The sequence below is a fragment of the Desulfosarcina widdelii genome, assembly GCF_009688965.1.
Lineage (GTDB): Bacteria > Desulfobacterota > Desulfobacteria > Desulfobacterales > Desulfosarcinaceae > Desulfosarcina > Desulfosarcina widdelii.
In genome coordinates this window covers 820,870-838,666 of the sequence record NZ_AP021875.1, presented here as the reverse complement: position 1 = coordinate 838,666, position 17,797 = coordinate 820,870, and the positions used below count along the sequence as shown (strand labels likewise).

At 54.9% G+C, this 17,797-nt stretch carries 21 protein-coding genes; 9 read left to right on the top strand and 12 right to left on the bottom strand.

From position 1 onward, the window contains the following. Nucleotides 1-238 precede the first annotated feature (238 nt). The 3 genes from GN111_RS03920 (at nucleotide 239) to GN111_RS03910 (ending at nucleotide 2,086) form a co-directional block, all read left to right on the top strand. Nucleotides 239-913 carry a transglutaminase-like domain-containing protein gene (locus GN111_RS03920; protein ID WP_155302495.1) on the top strand — a complete coding sequence of 225 codons (675 nt, stop codon included), beginning with the start codon at nucleotides 239-241 and terminating at the stop codon, nucleotides 911-913. Nucleotides 914-1,110: 197 nt separating this feature from the next. Next, nucleotides 1,111-1,617 carry a PocR ligand-binding domain-containing protein gene (locus GN111_RS03915; RefSeq protein ID WP_155302494.1) on the top strand — a complete coding sequence of 169 codons (507 nt, stop codon included), beginning with the start codon at nucleotides 1,111-1,113 and terminating at the stop codon, nucleotides 1,615-1,617. Nucleotides 1,618-1,684: 67 nt separating this feature from the next. Further along, nucleotides 1,685-2,086 (top strand): hypothetical protein, encoded by a 402-nt coding sequence (locus GN111_RS03910; protein WP_155302493.1) that lies wholly within the window; start codon nucleotides 1,685-1,687, stop codon nucleotides 2,084-2,086. Between the two features lie 451 nt (nucleotides 2,087-2,537). On the opposite strand, the gene nadE is transcribed toward GN111_RS03910, so the two are convergent. The 3 genes from nadE to GN111_RS03895 all read right to left on the bottom strand — a co-directional run bounded on the left by nadE (nucleotide 2,538) and on the right by GN111_RS03895 (nucleotide 5,659). Further along, nucleotides 2,538-3,323 (bottom strand): NAD(+) synthase, encoded by a 786-nt coding sequence (gene nadE, locus GN111_RS03905; protein WP_155302492.1) that lies wholly within the window; start codon nucleotides 3,321-3,323, stop codon nucleotides 2,538-2,540. A gap of 115 nt (nucleotides 3,324-3,438) precedes the next feature. Next, nucleotides 3,439-4,776, bottom strand: a complete 1,338-nt coding sequence (locus GN111_RS03900) for a CBS domain-containing protein (RefSeq protein WP_155302491.1) — start codon at nucleotides 4,774-4,776, stop codon at nucleotides 3,439-3,441. Nucleotides 4,777-4,828: 52 nt separating this feature from the next. After that, nucleotides 4,829-5,659 (bottom strand): hypothetical protein, encoded by an 831-nt coding sequence (locus GN111_RS03895; RefSeq protein ID WP_176603281.1) that lies wholly within the window; start codon nucleotides 5,657-5,659, stop codon nucleotides 4,829-4,831. 187 nt (nucleotides 5,660-5,846) lie between these two features. On the opposite strand from GN111_RS03895, the gene GN111_RS03890 reads away from it, so the two are divergent. Next, nucleotides 5,847-6,401, top strand: a complete 555-nt coding sequence (locus GN111_RS03890; protein ID WP_155302490.1) for a glycine cleavage system transcriptional repressor — start codon at nucleotides 5,847-5,849, stop codon at nucleotides 6,399-6,401. 12 nt (nucleotides 6,402-6,413) lie between these two features. Continuing rightward, nucleotides 6,414-7,787 carry a PFL family protein gene (locus GN111_RS03885; RefSeq protein ID WP_155302489.1) on the top strand — a complete coding sequence of 458 codons (1,374 nt, stop codon included), beginning with the start codon at nucleotides 6,414-6,416 and terminating at the stop codon, nucleotides 7,785-7,787. Between the two features lie 2 nt (nucleotides 7,788-7,789). Here GN111_RS03885 and GN111_RS03880 read toward each other — a convergent pair whose 3' ends face one another. Further along, complete coding sequence (locus GN111_RS03880) at nucleotides 7,790-8,188, bottom strand: GGDEF domain-containing protein (RefSeq protein ID WP_155302488.1); 399 nt, start codon at nucleotides 8,186-8,188, stop codon at nucleotides 7,790-7,792. 40 nt (nucleotides 8,189-8,228) lie between these two features. Here GN111_RS03880 and GN111_RS03875 point away from each other — a divergent pair, with 40 nt between their 5' ends. Continuing rightward, nucleotides 8,229-8,870, top strand: a complete 642-nt coding sequence (locus tag GN111_RS03875; protein ID WP_155302487.1) for an HAD family hydrolase — start codon at nucleotides 8,229-8,231, stop codon at nucleotides 8,868-8,870. Between the two features lie 17 nt (nucleotides 8,871-8,887). Here GN111_RS03875 and GN111_RS03870 read toward each other — a convergent pair whose 3' ends face one another. Continuing rightward, nucleotides 8,888-9,940: an ABC transporter permease gene (locus tag GN111_RS03870; protein ID WP_155302486.1), complete on the bottom strand. Its 1,053-nt coding sequence runs from the start codon at nucleotides 9,938-9,940 to the stop codon at nucleotides 8,888-8,890. A gap of 12 nt (nucleotides 9,941-9,952) precedes the next feature. After that, entirely contained in the window at nucleotides 9,953-10,867 is a 915-nt protein-coding gene (locus GN111_RS03865) for an ABC transporter ATP-binding protein (RefSeq protein ID WP_231715665.1), read from the bottom strand. Between the two features lie 175 nt (nucleotides 10,868-11,042). On the opposite strand from GN111_RS03865, the gene GN111_RS03860 reads away from it, so the two are divergent. From GN111_RS03860 to GN111_RS03850, 3 genes are all read left to right on the top strand, one after another. After that, nucleotides 11,043-12,041 carry a potassium channel family protein gene (locus GN111_RS03860; RefSeq protein ID WP_155302485.1) on the top strand — a complete coding sequence of 333 codons (999 nt, stop codon included), beginning with the start codon at nucleotides 11,043-11,045 and terminating at the stop codon, nucleotides 12,039-12,041. Between the two features lie 199 nt (nucleotides 12,042-12,240). Further along, nucleotides 12,241-13,179: a radical SAM protein gene (locus GN111_RS03855; RefSeq protein WP_155302484.1), complete on the top strand. Its 939-nt coding sequence runs from the start codon at nucleotides 12,241-12,243 to the stop codon at nucleotides 13,177-13,179. Nucleotides 13,180-13,200: 21 nt separating this feature from the next. Beyond that, complete coding sequence (locus tag GN111_RS03850) at nucleotides 13,201-13,785, top strand: peptidylprolyl isomerase (protein WP_155302483.1); 585 nt, start codon at nucleotides 13,201-13,203, stop codon at nucleotides 13,783-13,785. 403 nt (nucleotides 13,786-14,188) lie between these two features. On the opposite strand, the gene GN111_RS03845 is transcribed toward GN111_RS03850, so the two are convergent. From GN111_RS03845 to GN111_RS03820, 6 genes are all read right to left on the bottom strand, one after another. Next, on the bottom strand, nucleotides 14,189-15,601 hold the full coding sequence (locus tag GN111_RS03845; RefSeq protein WP_231715664.1) for a DEAD/DEAH box helicase: 1,413 nt from the start codon (nucleotides 15,599-15,601) through the stop codon (nucleotides 14,189-14,191). 14 nt (nucleotides 15,602-15,615) lie between these two features. Continuing rightward, nucleotides 15,616-15,798 carry a hypothetical protein gene (locus tag GN111_RS03840; protein ID WP_155302482.1) on the bottom strand — a complete coding sequence of 61 codons (183 nt, stop codon included), beginning with the start codon at nucleotides 15,796-15,798 and terminating at the stop codon, nucleotides 15,616-15,618. A gap of 32 nt (nucleotides 15,799-15,830) precedes the next feature. Beyond that, nucleotides 15,831-16,166 (bottom strand): hypothetical protein, encoded by a 336-nt coding sequence (locus GN111_RS03835; protein ID WP_155302481.1) that lies wholly within the window; start codon nucleotides 16,164-16,166, stop codon nucleotides 15,831-15,833. 246 nt (nucleotides 16,167-16,412) lie between these two features. Then, nucleotides 16,413-16,877: a cereblon family protein gene (locus GN111_RS03830; protein ID WP_155302480.1), complete on the bottom strand. Its 465-nt coding sequence runs from the start codon at nucleotides 16,875-16,877 to the stop codon at nucleotides 16,413-16,415. 170 nt (nucleotides 16,878-17,047) lie between these two features. Beyond that, nucleotides 17,048-17,326 carry an HU family DNA-binding protein gene (locus tag GN111_RS03825; protein ID WP_155302479.1) on the bottom strand — a complete coding sequence of 93 codons (279 nt, stop codon included), beginning with the start codon at nucleotides 17,324-17,326 and terminating at the stop codon, nucleotides 17,048-17,050. A gap of 112 nt (nucleotides 17,327-17,438) precedes the next feature. After that, the gene (locus GN111_RS03820; protein WP_155302478.1) at nucleotides 17,439-17,765 is read right to left on the bottom strand and encodes a PilZ domain-containing protein; all 327 of its coding nucleotides are present in this window, start codon (nucleotides 17,763-17,765) and stop codon (nucleotides 17,439-17,441) included. Between the last annotated feature and the right edge of the window lie 32 nt (nucleotides 17,766-17,797).

Sequence of the window (17,797 nt, the reverse complement as noted above, 5' to 3'; positions counted from 1 at the left end):
CTGCCTCCGGAACTGTCCGGAACGCTGAACCTTTCCCGGACCGATAGCTGTTGATCGCAATGATTACGTGGTGTTGTCGACGGCGTGACTTGAAAACGATTTCGTATCATAATAAAAGGAATGCGACCCTGTCAATCCATGTAAAAGGAACGGCCTTTACCGCAATTGACGACCTGCGCAATCGATTTATAGAGACCTTCCGCCCGGACAACCGAATCGAACGAAAGGATGATGCAGCATGTCCCCAAAACCTGACGAAAATCTTGCAGCGACGCCATTTCTCGACTTCGATCATCCAGCGGTTGCCGAGTTTGCCCGTTCGGCAACCGCCGAGGATGCTTCGGACAAGGACCGGGCTGTCCATATCTATTACGCGGTGCGGGACACCATCCGCTACGATCCCTATTCCATTGATCTGTCCGTTCGGGGAATGCGGGCCAGCACGACGCTTCAGGCCGGTCACGGTTGGTGTGTTCCCAAGGCGGTTCTGCTGGCGGCCTGCTGCCGTGCCGTGGGAATTCCGGCAAAACTAGGGTTTGCCGATGTCAGAAACCACCTGTCCACCGAACGTCTGCGCCAACGGATGAAAACGGATATTTTTTACTGGCACGGCTACACGTCCATATTTATCGACGGCAACTGGTTAAAGGCCACTCCGGCCTTCAATATCGAATTGTGCCAAAAATTCAATCTCCAACCGCTGGAATTCGACGGTCACCAGGACGCCCTGTTTCACCCTTATGACCAGTCAGGCAACAAACACATGGAATATATCCGTTACCGGGGAGAATTTTCAGACCTGCCGTTGGAAAAGATCACCGGCACCATGACACGCCGATACGGTCACCATCGCCCTTCACCCGAGGCAGATTTCGCCAAGGAGGCGGAGAACGAAAACCGGATAGCTCAATGAAACAGGCCTTTGCCGACGTTTTTTGTGTTTTGTCCGACACTTTTTAGCGTTGCTTCAACTTAGCCCGGTTTTCAATTTCACTTGACTTATCCCATGGGACCATGTAGGCATTTTTTTTGAACAAATACTCTTAATCAGAGTAATCGTCAGACCCTGCACCCATCAATCGTTAATCGACGTTCAAGGGAGACAAACAGATGGAACTGACCAATATTTTAAGCACCGAAGAGTGGGCCCGGTTTGAAAAAGAACTGTTCGACCGCTTTCAGATCAACTGCACAGTGTATAACACATCCGGCGTTGGTGTGACCGGCAAACCCAATTGGTGCAACCGGTTGTGTCCGGTGATCAAAGCCAACCCGGATGCCCTTGCCGCCATCTGCGCGCCGGGAAATCAAAACTTCATGGCCCGTGCCAAACAATCCGGTAAGGCGGTGATCGGTGAATGCGACGCAGGGTTGATCAAAATTGCCGTTCCCATCTTTGTCGAAGATGAGTTTCTGGGCACCGCCGGTGGATGCGGACTTCTTCCCGAGGGAGGCGAGATCGAGACCTTCATGATCGAAAAATCCACGGGAATGAGCGAAGAACAGATCGCCGATCTCGGCGCGAGCGTGGGCACCATGAGTGACGCCAAGGCCGGCGAAATGGCAGATTTCATCAAAGGTCGGATCGCCAGGGAAGTCGAACGCTATCTTGCATAAAAGCGTTCGGATGGCGGATCCGTTCGCCAATATTTATTACAAACCATCAGGAACAATCGGGAAACCAATGGAGAAGATTCAGGCTTTTATCGATGCATGGACGGATGATGAACCGGGAATGAAACCGGTTTTTGTGTCGCTTTTTCAAACCCTGCAGAACAAGGCGCAGGCTGACATCGAGTTTCATGAACGCCCCGGGATCAGTTACTCGCTGCGCGGATTGCGCAGCGACCGCAACAAGCGCCCCTTGTTTGTCATGGTCGATGTCATCGACGACAATCCCGGTCAGCGATGGCTCTCGGTCTGCTTTTACGGGGAAATGATTCAGGACCCCGACGAACTGGGCGATCTGATTCCCGAGGGTCTTCTGGGGGAGGATGGCTACTGCTTCGATATCTCCGAAGCAGATAATCAGCTTGTTTCATACGTGTCACAACGCATCGAGGAAGCCTATTCCTATAGCGAATAACGTACGCTTCGTTGGCCACCGCCACACAAAACACACCCCATCTTGTATAGCGGATAGATGCCAACCACCATGGGCGGTATTATAATACCAGCAGGTTAGGGGGCAGTTCCAGCCGGGTCAATCATGACGGTTTTGGAAAAAATCGGAAATCGCAAGTCAGTGTCCTTCCGGCGTATGGCGGCGCACGCAGTGAAGCTTTAGCGCTATCCAGTAATTTCAATAGGTTCTGGATACCGGATCAAGACCGGCATAACGAACCCGGAATCTTTTACGTGTTCATTAATTTTGAAGCCGTCAATTTCCAGGCGAAACTAAACCCCGCCACGACTCCCCGTCGCAAGCAGGAAACCTTTATGGTCGTTGCCGGATACTACATAAGGTATAGTTGAGGAATCCGCACTACCAGATTGGGTATTTCAAGTCCTTTGACAAGCAACGCCCCAACCAGGGATCAATCCCGCTTCAGGCGCTCAGGAATGGTGCATACCGGTATGGGCAGCATCTTGTGTTTATTGATCCGGTTGAATTTTCTGTAAATGGCCAGCACTTCAAGTTGCCGGGCGTCCAGATCCTTTTCACTGCCCTGCCGGCTTTCAAAATCCATGGCCCATTCCAATTCGTCGTAGCTGGCGCCGATCTGGCTTTCGTCGGAGCGGTTGTCGCTCCACAATCCGTCGGTGGGTTGCGCCTGGATGATCTCGTCAATGACGCCCAGATGCCGGGCCAGTGCGTAGACCTCCGATTTTTTCAGATCGGCGATGGGTGAGAGGTCCACCCCGCCGTCCCCGTATTTGGTATAGAACCCCACACCGAAATCCTCGACCTTGTTGCCGGTACCGGCCACCAGCATGCGGTGGTGGGTGGACACGGCGTACAAGGTGAGCATGCGCAGGCGGCTGCGGGTATTGGCCATACTCAAATCATCCTGAATGTCCGTGGGGAACGTTCCCTGCAAGGCCGTGAAGGCAGGCGTCAGATCGACAGTCAATCCTTGCACATTGGTGTACCGATCCCCGAGCCATTCGATGTGCCTGGCCGACCGGCTCACCTGGTCCGGGGCCTGATGAATGGGCATGTTCAATGCGTTGACCGATTTTCCGGTCAGGGCACAGAGCGTGGAGGTCAAGGCGGAGTCGATGCCGCCGGAAACGCCGACGACAAAGCCCTGCATACTGGATTGGTCGAGATATTCGCTGAGCCATTGGACAACATGATCGACAATCGCCTGGGGCTGCATGAAAATTCCTTCCTGAAAGCGGGTTCATACGGAAAAAACGATTTTCGGAAAAACGGAGAGTATTTTTATCCAGGCAGTTTCAGCGGGTCAAGCAGAAATCCGCGACGACAAGCGTTCAATCGGGCAGCAGATCGTAAAAATAGGTCATGGCGTCGGAACGGGTAATGATCCCGATGAGTTTGCCGTCCTCAACCACCGGAAGGCGGCCGATATCGTGGCGCACCATGACGCGGGCGGCCTGGATGGGGCTTTTTCCCGGTTGAATGGTGACCGTATTGGTGCTCATGAACGCCTTTACCGGAGAACTCAATTGGGATTCCTTGCGGATTTTCCTGAAATCACGGCGGGAAATGATGCCCTTTAATTCCTCGTCGTCCACCACCGGCAATCCGGTACACCCCCTGTTCCTTAGAATCTTGGCCACTTCGGCCATGGTGGTATCCGGAGGTACGGAAAACACCGGAAAGGACATGAGATCGCTGATTTGAACCGACGACTGTTGGTTGCCCTCGATCAGATCCACGATCATCTGTTCGACGGCCTCGGGATTGACCCCGGTGACCATGGCGGAGCCGGCGCCGGGATGGCCGCCGCCGCCCAGGCTTTTCATGAGGCTGCCCACATCCAGTCCGTCATGATCGCTGCGGCCGATGAGCATGCATTTGGTGCGGCCGTTTTTCTGCTGGCTTTCGAACAGGCCGAAGGCGGCATCGACGTTGACGATGTCCCGGTACATGCGCACCACCAACGCCAGATTGTTGACGTGGCCTTCGACGCGAATTCGGCTGATGCTTACCGAATACCCATTAACCTTCATGCGGCTGGTATTTTTCAGCATCTCGAAAAGCACGTCCTTCTGCTTTTCTCCATAGGCCGGACGCAGAAATTTGGCCACCAGGGACAAATCGGCCTTGCGGTCCAGCAGCCAGCCGGCGGCATAGGCGTCTTCGGAGGTGCAGGAGGAAAAACTCAGGTTGCCGGTGTCTTCATACAAACCCGTTAACATCAAGGTGGCCTGGATGGGCGTAATCAGTTTGCGCAGTTCCTTGAGCCGACGGACCAGCAAAGTGACGGTGGCACCGACGGGCTCCTGGCATATCCAGCATGCGTCAATATCGCTGCCTTCGTGATGATCCCACACATCGATCGAGATATCCTTGCGCTTTTTCAATACAGACAGGGGACCCAGTCGTGACCAGTCGGCCGTATCCACGACGATGAGGCGTTTGACCGATTCGGCCGAAACGCTGCTGCGGTCCACGTAGTCGAAGATGTCCTTATGGATGGACATGAACGCCCTGACATTGGCGTTGACGGCCCGAGGGACGACGGCCGTAGCTTCCGGATAGATCAGGCTGGCCGCCACCATGGAGGCAAAGGCATCGAAGTCTGCGTTTCTGTGGGTGGTGATGATCTGCGTGATGGGGCGGTTTTCGGTCTGCAGGAGGCTCATTGCTCTGTTCGATGGTCGAAGTTGGCCGTTGGCATTTCGAAGCTTGTCGGTTTCAATGGGAATCGGCAGAAGAGGGATTGCCCTGCCCTGCCCGATCCCATTCCAATGCCGTCCGGGAATCCTTATCGGCAGCAGGGGCATCCAACTGCAGCGGAAAACCGCCTTGGGCCTTGTATTCCAGTTCCAGCCGGTGTTTTTCGATTTCCGTGCGACTCTCGATGCTCTTTTTCGCCAGCAGGTAACGCAGGTAGACGATCCAGAGCCCGATGCCCACCACCACGGCAGCCAGACTGATAAAAACCCACTTGAAGCGAATCACGGTTTCGATGCCGGTGCGGCCCAGATAGGTAATCATATTGGGAATAATCCAATAGGATACCACGCCGATGAAAATGAGAAAGCCGATAATGAAAATATTCATCCGACTGATGCGGTAGAGAATGGATTCCAAGCGGGATTCATACTGCGGTTCGCATTCGGGTTTAGCTTCATCACCCGCCAGCTCGCTGCCGTGAAAAATCGCCATATAGGCCTTTACCACGAAACCGAAAAGCAGCATGGCCCCCACCGGAATGCCGATGGCGGCGACGAACCACGCGCGGAAAGGAAACGGATTGTCCCGGGTTTTGAGCCGAACGTCGTAGTTTTCGAATGGGCCGAAGGTTTTCTCGAAATAGTATTTGTTGAACTCGGAGAGATTCTTGCCGCTGGTTTCGTGGATCACATTGCCATTGGCATCGATGACCTGAAGCCACGATTTGCGGCCAGACTTCATGGCCGCCAGGGCGAAAATTTCCAGTTCCAGCAAAAACAGTCCCACGATGATGATAATGAACAGGGTCTTGTTTTCCTGAATCAGATTGCTTACACGCGACGGTTTCACTGTGGCTCTTCCTGGTACCGGGTGTTCGTTAACCAAAAACAAAGATTACCACAGCGGTGCTGAGGGGTTCAAACGTTTTTTGTTCCAGATTGTCCGTGACGCCTGCCGGCATTGTATTGACACCCTCCGCCCTTTTGTTCCATAAGGGATCGTCACCATTACCCGTAAAACACTTGGAGCATCCTCCATGAAAAAAATGATTATTTCGGTCCTGGGCGAAGACCGGCCCGGCATCATTGCCGCCGTCACCCGGATTCTGTTCGAACAGGACTGCAACATCGAAAACGTCAGCCAGACCATCTTGCAGAACGAATTTTCCGGCATCTTCATCGTCGGAGTTCCCAAAAGCCTTTCGGAAGACGATCTGCACCGGCACCTGTCCGACGGCCTGGATCCCATGGGCCTGCATGTCTATGAAAAGCCGCTGTCCCGTATCGATGTGAACGAGGCCACTGTGGAGAGCGAGCCTTTCGTGGTCACCACCAAAGGGCCGGACCGCAAGGGCCTGGTGGCCGCCATCACCGCCATCCTGGCCGGCTACCGGGTCAACGTGACCAACCTTCAGGCCGTTTTCAAAGGCGGCGACGACCCCAATGCCAACATCATGATCTACGAAGTGGACATTCCCACGGATTGTGATCACCAGGCCCTTCGCCGCGATCTGCGCGAGAAAGCATCGAGCCTCTCCCTGGATATCTCCATCCAGCATAAACGAATCTTCGAAGCCATCAACCGCGTATAAGGACAACTTGCCATGTTTACCGATAGTGAAATTCTCTCCGTCGTGGAGATGCTGAAACACGAAAACCTGGATGTACGCACCGTGACCCTGGGTCTCAACCTGCTGGATTGCGCCAGCGACGACATCGGGCGTTTTACGGAAAACATCTACACCCGCATTACCACCGCGGCCCGGGATCTGGTGCGGATCTGCGACGAGGTGGGCGACAAATACGGCATCCCGGTGGTCAATAAACGCATTTCAGTCAGCCCCATGGCCGTTGCCGGCGCCCCCTTCAATGCCGAGCAGATGCTGGAGGTGGCCAAGGCCCTGAACGAGGCGGCCACCGATACCGGCGTGGATTTCATCGGCGGGTTCAGCGCCCTGGTTGAAAAAGGAATGGCCAAAGGCGACCGCGCCCTGATCGACGCCCTGCCCCGAGCCTTGACCGACACCCAGCGGGTCTGTGCGTCGGTCAACGTGGCCTCCACCCGTGCGGGCATCAACATGGATGCCGTCCTGCTCATGGGCCGGAAAATCAAGGAGGCCGCCCGCCTGACCGCCGATAGCGATGGTCTGGCCTGCGCCAAGCTGTGCGTGTTTGCCAACATCCCCCAGGATATCCCCTTCATGGCCGGCGCCTACCTCGGAATCGGAGAGGCCGACGCGGTAATCAATGTGGGCGTCAGCGGGCCGGGTGTGGTGAAAAACGCCATCGACCGGGCTGTAACGGCCAACCCGAACCTTAACCTGGGACAACTTGCCGACATCATAAAAAATACGGCCTACAAGGTCACCCGCGTCGGTGAACTGATCGGCCGGGAAGTGGCCCAGCGGTTGGGCATTGCATTCGGTGTCGTCGATCTTTCCCTGGCGCCGACCCCCAACGTGGGTGACAGCGTGGGGGAAATCTTCCAGAGCCTGGGCCTGGCCGCCATCGGCGTTCCCGGAAGCACCGTTGCCCTGGCCATGTTGAACGACGCCGTTAAAAAGGGCGGCGCTTTTGCCAGTTCCAAAGTCGGCGGGCTCAGCGGTGCCTTTATCCCGGTGAGCGAGGATCTGAACATCTCCCGGGCGGCCGCCGAGGGGTACCTGTCCATTGAAAAGCTGGAGGCCATGACCTGCGTCTGTTCGGTGGGTCTGGACATGGTGGCCATTCCCGGCGACACCAGCGAAGAAACCCTGGCTGCCATCATCGCCGACGAAATGGCCATCGGGGTCATCAACAAGAAAACCACCGCCACCCGCATTATTCCCGTACCGGGGAAAAAGGCCGGCGACCACGCCTTTTTCGGCGGTCTGCTGGGCGAATCCATTATCATGCCGGTCAACAACGCCACGGGAGAAAACCGTTTTCTCAGTCGCGGCGGGCTGATTCCGTCGCCCATTCACAGCCTGGTCAATTAAGATCATGCTCCTCCAGCTGCAACAACCCGATTTCTGCCCGCCTCCTTTGCTTTGTACAGAGCGTCGTCGGCCAGCCTCAGCAATTCTTCAAGCCCGATATCATCGGGCAACACATTATAACCAGCCACTCCGGCGCTGGCGGTGACCTTGAGGGAACGGTCAGGTCCTATTTCAAGCGACGCTTTGGCAATGTTTCTGCGGATTATTTCCGCGGCTTGTATTGCTCCTTGCGGGGGTGTCTCCGGCAGAATCACGACGAACTCCTCCCCACCATATCGGGCCAGCCGGTCGGTACTGCGAAGCTTCGTCCGCATGCACCCAACGATATGGCGAATGACGTTGTCTACCTCGATGCGTCCGTATTCGTGATTAATTCCCTTGAAGTGATCGATATCCTCCATAATTTATGATTTTATGGACAACGTCACATAAAGAGGCGCCATGAACCTATTGTTTGATTTAGACGGCACACTGACGAATCCTTATCAGGGAATCGCCAAATCCATTTGCCATGCCCTCAAAACGCTTGGCCGGCCCGTTCATCACCAAACGGATCTGCGATGGTGTATCGGGCCGCCACTTAAAAACAGTTTCGCCAAACTGCTTAAAACCGATGACGAAAATCTCATCCAGGCTGCCATCTCCATCTATCGGGAACGGTTCGGCACCGTCGGCCTCTTCGAAAACGAAATCTATAAAGACATCCCGGAAGCGCTGGTGACGCTTCGGGATGCTGGACACATCCTTTATGTGGCCACATCCAAGCCAACGATTTTCGCAGAGCGGATTATCGAACATTTTGGTTTGGGGCAATACTTCAGGGCCGTTCATGGCAGCGAATTAAATGGTACGAACAGCGACAAGGCCGATCTGCTGGCCCATTTACTCCAAAGCGAAGGGATCGCCCCAGCGGAAACCATTATGATTGGAGACCGCAGGCACGACATGATCGGCGCGAAATCCAACGGTATTTTTAGAATCGGGGTCTTATGGGGATACGGAACGCGGGACGAGCTGGAAGCATCGGGAGCACAGGCGTGTATCCGGCATCCCGAGGCCTTGCAGACCGCATTCGACAAATAGTCGGAGAATTCAAGCTATCACTTGTTCCAGGAAAACAGCGCAGCGCCCACCGCCAGAAACCCCACGGTCATGGCGGAAAGGATCGCAATCTCCGGAAGCACCGCCGACAGTCCGGCGCCCTCGTTCATGATCTTCCTGGCCGCATTCAGCAGGTGTGTCAGCGGAAAAATCTTGGCTGCGGCCTTCAGCCAATGCGGAGCCCCCTCGATGGAAAACCACACCTCTGAAAGAAACATCATGGGCCAGCAGATGAAATTTAGGATTCCGTTGGCAAACTCTTCGCTGGTGCCACGAGAGGCGATGATCAGCCCCAGGGCGGTCATGCAGGCGCTGCCTAAAAGAAAAATTGCGAACATGTCGACCAGACTGCCGTAGACGGTAAAATCCAGAATCAGGTCACAACCAACCCAGACGATCACTAGGGTGAACATCAACACGAAAATCCGCGAGAGCATCTGTGCGCTCAGGTATTCCAGGGCGGTTACAGGGGTGGCCTTGAGCCGCTTGAGCACCCCGTTTTTGCGATAGCGAACCACCACCCAGCCGACGCCGTACAGGGCGCTGAACATCATGTTCATGCCCAGGATCCCCGGAAACAGCCAGTCGATGTAGCGGATGGGAACACCCTGAATATCTTTTTTCTCCAGGTGCAGCATTCCGTCGCCCGGCTCCGCGGCCTCTTTTAAAAGCCTTTCCACGATAGCCCCGGAAGGGGAGGCGTCGCTGACCCAATAGCGTATCGGATCGGTGCCGGCATGAACCAGCAGGTCGATTTTATGGTGCTTCAATTTTTCCAGTCCCTGGTCGCCGTCTTCGAACCCAACCAGGGTGACCGCTTCGAATCCGGAAAAGGAAGCGGGAAGGTTGTCGGCAGCCTTGCCGGCCGCTGTGCCGGACGGCACAGGAAACACGCCGACCTTGAACTGGGCTTTGTAATCGCCTTTGAAAACCAGCGAAAAACCGATAATGATCAGGAAAGGAAACAGAAAATTCCAGCCGAAAGCCTCCCGATCCCGGAAAAATTCCCTGTTTCTGGCCCTGAACATGGCCCACATTCTTTTAAAGCGCATTCGTAAATCCAATCATTCCCGCAGGCTTCGGCCGGTAAGTTTCAAGAAGACATCTTCCAGGTTGGGGGTGGTCAGGTTCACCCCGCTCAAATCTACTCCCTCGGCCAACAATTTCTGTATAAATCCGTTGACGTCTTCGGTTCGAAATAGAATCTTATCGCCGCGTTCACGGCTGAATCCGGAAAACTTGTGCCGGTTTGCGCCGATGCGATCCTTGGGAACGGCCAGCGTCGCCCGTCGGCAGTGCTCGTGAATCAATTTTTCGGGCGCCCCCCGGGCAATGACCTTGCCCTTGTCCATGATGGCGATGTCGTCGCAGAGCTTTTCCGCCTCTTCCATGTAATGAGTGGTCAAAACGATGGTTTTGCCCTGCTCTTTTACGCGGCGGATAATATTCCAGAGGTTGTGTCGGGCCTGGGGATCCAGTCCGGTGGAAGGCTCGTCCAGAAATACCAGTTCGGGCCGGTTAAGCAGCGCCAGGGCCAGCAGCAGCCGCTGCTTCTGGCCCCCTGAGATTTTGTCGTTGGGCCGATCTTTGACATCCTCCAGATGGCAGGTGCGGATCAACGTTTCGACATCGTCGGTGCTGTCGTAGAGCCGTCCGAACGTTTCCAGGGTTTCGGCAACGGTCAAAAAGGAAAGCAGCGCCGTCTGCTGAAACATGATCCCCACCTCCTGCCGGAACTGGAACGAACGCGGACGGCCTTTGTAAAGAACGGTTCCTGCGGTAGGGGCGATGATGTCTTCGATAATTTCGATGAGAGTAGTCTTGCCCGCACCGTTGGGACCCAGCAGACCAAAACAGCTTCCCCGACCGATGGCGAGGCTGACGCCGTCCACGGCACGAACCTGCCGGTAGCGCTTTTCGATCCGGATGGCTTCAATCAGTGCATCATCAGAAGACATCGTGTCGGGCGAACGATTCACAGGCTCCTCGTTTGAATGAAATTCTATTTAATAAAAAGGGGTTGCATCGTTTTGGCAGTTGACACGCACCCGAGGTTTTTTTATAGTCTCAGCAACCGTGTAAATCAAGCAGGTTTGCAGCAGGTCCCCATACCCCGCACGCCGTTTCGTACGGCAAAGGACACCATTTTAAGCCATGGAACGGCAAAAGCGCTTCACCCTGACCATAGTCCTGACCGTTGCACTCGTTTTTTTCGGTACCGGCGGGTACATGGTTATCGAGGGCTGGCCTTTTGACGATGCCTTGTACATGACCATCATCACCATGGCCACCGTCGGTTACGGCGAGGTACACCAGGTCAGCGACACCGGCCGTGCCTTTACCATGTTCCTGATCGTCATGGGGGTGGGCTACTTCATGTATGTCGTCGGCCTGATCGTGCAATTTCTGGTCGAAGACCGCCTTCGTGTCATTCTCGGGAGACGTAAATTGGAAATCCAGATCGCCAAGCTCAAAAATCATTATATCATCTGCGGATACGGCCGCATCGGCCGGGTGCTGTCCCGTTATCTAACCGAACGGTACCTCGATGTGGTCATCATCGAAAAAAATCTCGATCGACAGGAGAAGATGGACGAAGACGGCGTGCTCTACCTGATCGGCGAAGCCACGGATGAAAATCTGCTGATCAAAGCCGGTATCAAGCGGGCCAAGGGTCTGGTCACCGCCGTGGCTACCGATTCGGACAATGTTTTTCTGACGCTGATCGCCAAACAGCTCAATCCCGATCTTTTCGTCGTGGCTCGGGCCATCCAGAACACGGCCAAACGAACGCTGCAGGCCGCCGGTGCTGGGAAGGTGATCTCGCCCTACGATTTAGGCGCCCGTCGCATGGCCCATGCCATTTTGCGACCCACGGTGATCAAATTCCTGGAACTGGCCTTCACCGACGACAGCACCGATATCCAGGTGGAGGAAATTCTGGTGCACAGCACCTCCCGTCTGCTGAATGTCGAGTTGAAAAATTCGGGCATCCGGCAGCAGTTGGACCTGATCATTTTGACCATCAAGAAAGCCGATGGATCGATGATCTTCAATCCCAAAGCCGATACGCGCATCGAAACCGACGACACCCTGGTCGTGGTCGGCCGCGCCAGGAGCGTCAGTCAGTTGGCCAAAATGCTGCAAAGCTAAGCTGACGACTTCGTAAAAGATCCGATATCTTCGTTACGCTTCATCCCTCGTCACTGCGGAGTACGTTCAGGTACGCCTCGCTCCTCGGGATTCGCAAGCCTTGATCTCGGACCTTTTACGAAGTCGTCCTGAAAATGGTTGTTTGGGAAAGCGTTAAATCGAAACACTTTGTATCAGCAGGAAAAAAGGAGAAGGCCGTATGGCGCTACCCGCCCCCTCCTATTTAAATGCCCTGGAGGACGGCACGCTCCAGCGTCGTGCAGAACAGGCCCTTGCCGAACTGGCCAACTGCACACTGTGCCCCCGAAAGTGCTCCGTGGACCGGACCGCCGGGGAAACCGGAATCTGTAAAACCGGACGCTCGGCCAAAGTGGCATCCTACAACGCCCACTTCGGGGAAGAGGTGCCCTTGGTGGGACGCAACGGGTCGGGCACCATCTTTTTCAGCCATTGCAATCTGCTGTGCAACTTCTGTCAGAATTTCGAAATCAGCCATCTTGGCGAAGGCCGTGAACTGGATGACGAACAACTGGCAGCCATCATGCTGGACCTGCAGCAGTCCGGCTGCCACAACATCAACTTCGTCACCCCCACCCATGTGGTTCCCCAGATCCTGTCGGCCCTGCTCATCGCCGCCCGTCAGGGACTGAGCGTTCCGCTGGTCTACAATTGCGGGGGCTATGATCGGGTGGAAACCTTGCGGATGCTGGAGGGAATCGTGGACATCTACATGCCCGATTTCAAATTCTGGGATTCGACAACGGCCAAGGACACCTGCAACGCCCCGGACTATCCCGAGGTGGCCCGACAGGCGCTGGTGGAAATGCATCGCCAGGTCGGCGATTTGCAGATTGACCGGGAGAGCGAATTGGCCTACAAGGGGGTTTTGGTGCGGCATCTGGTGCTGCCCGGCGGTCTGGCCGGAACGGCCAAAATCATGCAGTTTATCGCCGACCGGGTTTCTGCCAACACCTATGTCAATGTCATGGCCCAGTATCGGCCCTGCGGCCGGGCCAAAGAGATGCCGGAACTGGCGTCCGCCCTGTCGCCCCTGGAATACGAAGAGGCGGTGCGTGCGACCAAAGCGGCAGGCATCCGCCGGTTGGACAAGCCGCGGCGGGTGTTTCAATTGTGGTAAACATTTTCAAGAGAGGTCGTTATGCGACGCTGGATCGTTCTGGTTGTTCTTTTTCTGTCCCTTGGATTTACGGGCATCGGCCCCTCCTTTGCCGATGAAACAAAGCCCCAAGTCAAGCTGACCACCAGCATGGGTGACATCGTACTGGAATTGGACCGCACCGCCGCCCCAAAAACCGTGGCCAATTTCCTGGCCTACGTCAAAGACGGCCACTATGACGGTACCATCTTTCACCGGGTCATCGCCGGATTCATGATCCAGGGGGGCGGTTTCACGGCCGACATGCAGCGCAAACCCACGCGTGCTCCCGTTCGCAACGAGGCTGACAACGGCCTGACCAACCGTACCGGCACCATCGCCATGGCTCGGACAAACGATCCCCACTCAGCCAGTGCACAGTTTTTTATCAACGTGAAAGACAACGATTTTCTCGACCACCGCGCCAAGTCGGCCAAAGGCTGGGGCTACTGCGTATTCGGCCGGGTGGTGGACGGCATGAACGTGGTGCGGGCCATAGAGAACGTTAAGACCACATCCCGCGCGGGGATGCGCGATGTTCCCGGTACACCGGTGGTGATCGAAAAGGCAATCCTGATAGCCGGGTAAAAGACGGGATAGGCCGTATTGACGAGAAGCAAAGCGTAACGCAGATATCGGACTTTTTACGACGCCGTCAAGCTTTAATGCTTGACAGCGTCCCCATCCCATTTTAACGTGAATTTACACCTGTACCTTTCGATTTGCATCTTATCCATTGTGCGCAAATACCCTGATCCAGCAGTTCCGTAGCCATCCACATCTGCCAGCGGTTTCGTTGTCGGCAAACAGGCGTGGGATTGCAGATGGTTTTAGCGGGTACCAGCCCCCCTACCCCGTTTCGGGTGCCGGTCGAATCGTGTCGATTCCGCCGGCTGGCCGCGGGAATCTTTCCTCCCTGATCATAGTTGTCGGGGGAAAGGCTTTGCCATCACTGCTGTGAGATCCGACGGTTTCTGCATCCCACGCTTGTTTACAAAATTTCACCGGCACTGCTCCCATACACCCGTTGCCTGGCCCTTGCGGCCGATACCAGCGGCGGGACCCGTTCATCCACATAATCGTAGACCCGGGCATGGGCTTTTCCTTTGGCGGGTCTTAAAATTCGACCGAGGTACTGCATCACCCGTCCACTGAACCGGATGGGTGTTGCCATGAACAGGGTGGCCAGATCCGGGCAGTCAAATCCCTCCCCGATCAATTGGCCCGTGGCGATCAGCACCTGGACTTTGCCTTGTTGAAGGCGCTCGAGCACCTGACGGCGCTCCTCGTCTTTCACATCGCCGGTAAGCAGTTCCCCGTGGACGCCGAACTTGAACCGCAGGATCCCCTGCAGGGTTTCGCAATGCTTCTTGCGATCCGAGAGCACCAGGCAAACCCCTTTTCCGGATTCTACCTCTTTGGCTACGTCCCCGGCGATGAGCCGGTTGCGGTCATCGTCGCTTGTCAGTTCGGAAAGCATTCGCGAATAGTCGTTAACCGGATCGAAATAGGGTGTAAACGAAGTGATGCGAACGACCACATCGGCCTTCAGGATATCCCCCCGGGCTTCCAGTACCTGCTTGTCCACCTCGTGGTGAACATCTCCCAGATGCCAGAAAATCAGTTTGGACAGCTTGTCCCGCCGCCACGGGGTCGCCGAGAGGCCCAGCATGTAGTGGCAGTCAAAAGCCGTTACCGCTTCGGTAAAGGTGCGGCTGGGGGTCCGATGGCATTCATCCACCACAATGTGGCCGGTTTGGGGGGCGATCTCGTCGGTGCAACGGTATAAGGTCTGCACCAGCGCCACGGTAATCCGGTTGCCGATTTTTTTTTTGCCCGCGCCGATCAGCCCGACTTCATCGGAAGGAATGCCCAGGAATTGTTCGATGCGTTCGATCCACTGGAAAGCCAGATCCTTGGTGTGGACCACGATCACGGTCGGCTGGCGCCGGCTGGCAATCAACGCCAACCCCATGACGGTTTTGCCGCTTCCCGTGGGTGCACTCAGGGTACCGAAATCCTTTTTTTTCATCTGCTCGACGGCAGCGGATTGAAAGGATTTCAGGGTGCCGGAGAATTGGAAATTCACCTCGGCCAGCAGCCGCCTGCGATCGTTAAGCCGGTACCCGAGATTGTCCCGTTTTAAGCTCAGCAACAACTGGCGGGCATACCCGCGAGGAATCCGAATTCCGTCCTTTCCGAAACGATGGTAAAAGCGAAGGACTTTTTTGGTTCCCCGATTCCAGCGCCCCATGCGATGGTTTTCGAGCCATTTGGGGTTGACCATCTGGAAGCGCTCCACCAGCGAGGACAAAAGCGCCTCGGGCGTACGATTCAACCTCAGGAAACGGTCGATGGTGATCTCAAGTCCATCTTCACCGGCGATATGTTTGACTGTCGACATGGACACGAACGGCCCTAATGAAAAAAACGAAGGTAAACGGGAATCATGAAGACGATCAGAATCAAAATCCCTGGAACTGTCAAGTAGGGGGCATACCACGGTTTACCGGCGATTTTGGCTTTTCTGACTTCGGACAGAAACCAGTTGCCGAGAAAAAATGCAGCCACAAGAACCGGTATGGCTTTCAGGATGGTCATGGCAGGTTGGAACTCCTTGGGTTATGGTATCGCTAAGACCCGGCGGGAAGCAGCGCCATGCGCAGGGTAATACACCGGTCGTCTTTCCACGGCCAGAATTTTGCGATGATCACACCGTTTTCGAATTCTTTTTCAAAAAGCGTCTGTTCGACGCGGATGCTGCCGGTAGCTTCCGTGATCTTCAGGTCCTTTTCCGTGGGCGGCTTACCGGAGGGTTTGACCGGCTCTCCCAGGAAAGCGGCCAGGATTCGCTCCCATTCCGAAACGTCTTTTTGGAAGAACACCAGTTCGAAAAAATCTTCCCGGTCACACCGTTTTTCATGGACATCCAGATGTACGCAACAGTCGGTGATATCACGGAGCTTCATTTTCAGGGCCTCCTCTCAATGGCATCAGCATGATCACGACTACCTGATTTCGTTACAAAATGCACGCGAATTATAAAAAGGGATCGTCACGCCTGTCAAAAACGTGAATGCCCTTCATTTTTCGTTTGAAAATAACCCATCGAAATCACGGGCGAAACGTTTCACGTGAAAACACATTGGATGGTGGTTTCTCCTTCTTCATGGCACAATTTGTGGCTGGCCAACCTCGCCGAAACATCAGCCGGTTTACTTTTCCCTGGTGCTGATCCGACTGGTAATCAAACCGTGGAAAAAACGGCCGTCCGGTGCCGAAAAAAGCCAACCAAGATGGACATGGCAATTAATACAAACAGCGATGCGCCAGGCATATCCCGAAAACCAGGTGAATTCGGTCGACGGCAGGCCGATATAGCCGCACCCCCAAGCATCCCCATAGCAGCCGATTTCATAAATAATGCCTTCCGGGTTGGCAAACGTGTGGGTGTGAGCGCCGTTGATCTCCCGGATTTGTGCAGGGGAGGTGATCTCGTGAAGACACCGCCGGCAGACGATGGCATCCATGGCCGCCTCCATCGCCTGGTTCCGTTTATCGACCGACAGACCCGGGCTGCTCTTTTTGGGTTTGGGAACCGGTCGGAAAAGCTGAGGGCGTCGATAGGGATCGGACTTGGTCGTTTGGAAACGGCGACCTGTTTCTAGATGCGTGGGCATGATTACCAGCAGGTTGACAAATCGGATGGTTTTGCGGGTGGTTTAGCAACCACCCGCCATTTTCCGGAAATAAAGCAAATTGGGCAAGACCGCGCAAACGGCAATGGTAGCCGATCAACCCGAAGACCATGACTTTAGAGGAAGGGATTGACGCCTCGTCAAAAACCGTTTCAAAAAGTGTCTACCCGCTCTTTCAATTCCTTGCCACAGCGGAAAAAAGGCAGGCGTTTGGCGCCGACCATGACCGATTCGCCGGTTTTGGGATTGCGCCCCTTGTAGGCACCGTATTCTTTCACGAAAATACTGCCGAATCCACGAATCTCGATTCGGTCGCCCTTTACCAGCGCATGGGTCATTTCACCAAAGAAAAGGTCGATGACCCGCTCCGCCTTCTCACGGGTAAAACCGTTTTTCCTTTTCAAGGCTTCAATCAGATCCCCTTTGTTCATGATCCCCCCTTGGCTTCGTTAATGATAAGAATCGTAAAGGTTTATCGACGTCTTGTCAACGGGTGGATGAGAAACGGTAACGAAACCGGCCGGCGAATCGGACATCGTTCATTCAACTGCCTGTCGACTGAAATTTTACGCCAACACCGTCGGCTCCCGTCCATGCCACCACCCCGGTCACCTCAATGGGCGGATCCAGATAGTGCAGGGGAAATTTCAGTTGCACCACTTCACCGACACGAAACCGTCGGCGGGTTTCAATGTATGCGCCGGAACCGTTGAGGTTTTTGATTAAGGCTGAATCCCTGTTGCCGGAGGAACCGAATTCCGAAGCGATCAGGCATTGGTTGCGGATGTGAGAGCGTTGATAGATTCGCTGTGATTTGGAGAGACCCTTTAGGTGCTTGCCGGCGTTGTTCAACCAGTGTTTGAAACCCATGACCTGCCTTTCTTTGATTGTCGTTGATCGTC

What these genes read in the sequence shown, in the direction of transcription:
- GN111_RS03920 (WP_155302495.1), top strand. Translation starts at nt 239, where the DNA reads ATGTCCCCAAAACCTGACGAAAATCTTGCAGCGACGCCATTTCTCGAC.
- GN111_RS03915 (WP_155302494.1), top strand. Translation starts at nt 1,111, where the DNA reads ATGGAACTGACCAATATTTTAAGCACCGAAGAGTGGGCCCGGTTTGAA.
- GN111_RS03910 (WP_155302493.1), top strand. Translation starts at nt 1,685, where the DNA reads ATGGAGAAGATTCAGGCTTTTATCGATGCATGGACGGATGATGAACCG.
- nadE (WP_155302492.1), bottom strand. Translation starts at nt 3,323, where the DNA reads ATGCAGCCCCAGGCGATTGTCGATCATGTTGTCCAATGGCTCAGCGAA.
- GN111_RS03900 (WP_155302491.1), bottom strand. Translation starts at nt 4,776, where the DNA reads ATGAGCCTCCTGCAGACCGAAAACCGCCCCATCACGCAGATCATCACC.
- GN111_RS03890 (WP_155302490.1), top strand. Translation starts at nt 5,847, where the DNA reads ATGAAAAAAATGATTATTTCGGTCCTGGGCGAAGACCGGCCCGGCATC.
- GN111_RS03885 (WP_155302489.1), top strand. Translation starts at nt 6,414, where the DNA reads ATGTTTACCGATAGTGAAATTCTCTCCGTCGTGGAGATGCTGAAACAC.
- GN111_RS03880 (WP_155302488.1), bottom strand. Translation starts at nt 8,188, where the DNA reads ATGGAGGATATCGATCACTTCAAGGGAATTAATCACGAATACGGACGC.
- GN111_RS03875 (WP_155302487.1), top strand. Translation starts at nt 8,229, where the DNA reads ATGAACCTATTGTTTGATTTAGACGGCACACTGACGAATCCTTATCAG.
- GN111_RS03870 (WP_155302486.1), bottom strand. Translation starts at nt 9,940, where the DNA reads ATGCGCTTTAAAAGAATGTGGGCCATGTTCAGGGCCAGAAACAGGGAA.
- GN111_RS03860 (WP_155302485.1), top strand. Translation starts at nt 11,043, where the DNA reads ATGGAACGGCAAAAGCGCTTCACCCTGACCATAGTCCTGACCGTTGCA.
- GN111_RS03855 (WP_155302484.1), top strand. Translation starts at nt 12,241, where the DNA reads ATGGCGCTACCCGCCCCCTCCTATTTAAATGCCCTGGAGGACGGCACG.
- GN111_RS03850 (WP_155302483.1), top strand. Translation starts at nt 13,201, where the DNA reads ATGCGACGCTGGATCGTTCTGGTTGTTCTTTTTCTGTCCCTTGGATTT.
- GN111_RS03845 (WP_231715664.1), bottom strand. Translation starts at nt 15,601, where the DNA reads ATGTCGACAGTCAAACATATCGCCGGTGAAGATGGACTTGAGATCACC.
- GN111_RS03840 (WP_155302482.1), bottom strand. Translation starts at nt 15,798, where the DNA reads ATGACCATCCTGAAAGCCATACCGGTTCTTGTGGCTGCATTTTTTCTC.
- GN111_RS03835 (WP_155302481.1), bottom strand. Translation starts at nt 16,166, where the DNA reads ATGAAGCTCCGTGATATCACCGACTGTTGCGTACATCTGGATGTCCAT.
- GN111_RS03830 (WP_155302480.1), bottom strand. Translation starts at nt 16,877, where the DNA reads ATGCCCACGCATCTAGAAACAGGTCGCCGTTTCCAAACGACCAAGTCC.
- GN111_RS03825 (WP_155302479.1), bottom strand. Translation starts at nt 17,326, where the DNA reads ATGAACAAAGGGGATCTGATTGAAGCCTTGAAAAGGAAAAACGGTTTT.
- GN111_RS03820 (WP_155302478.1), bottom strand. Translation starts at nt 17,765, where the DNA reads ATGGGTTTCAAACACTGGTTGAACAACGCCGGCAAGCACCTAAAGGGT.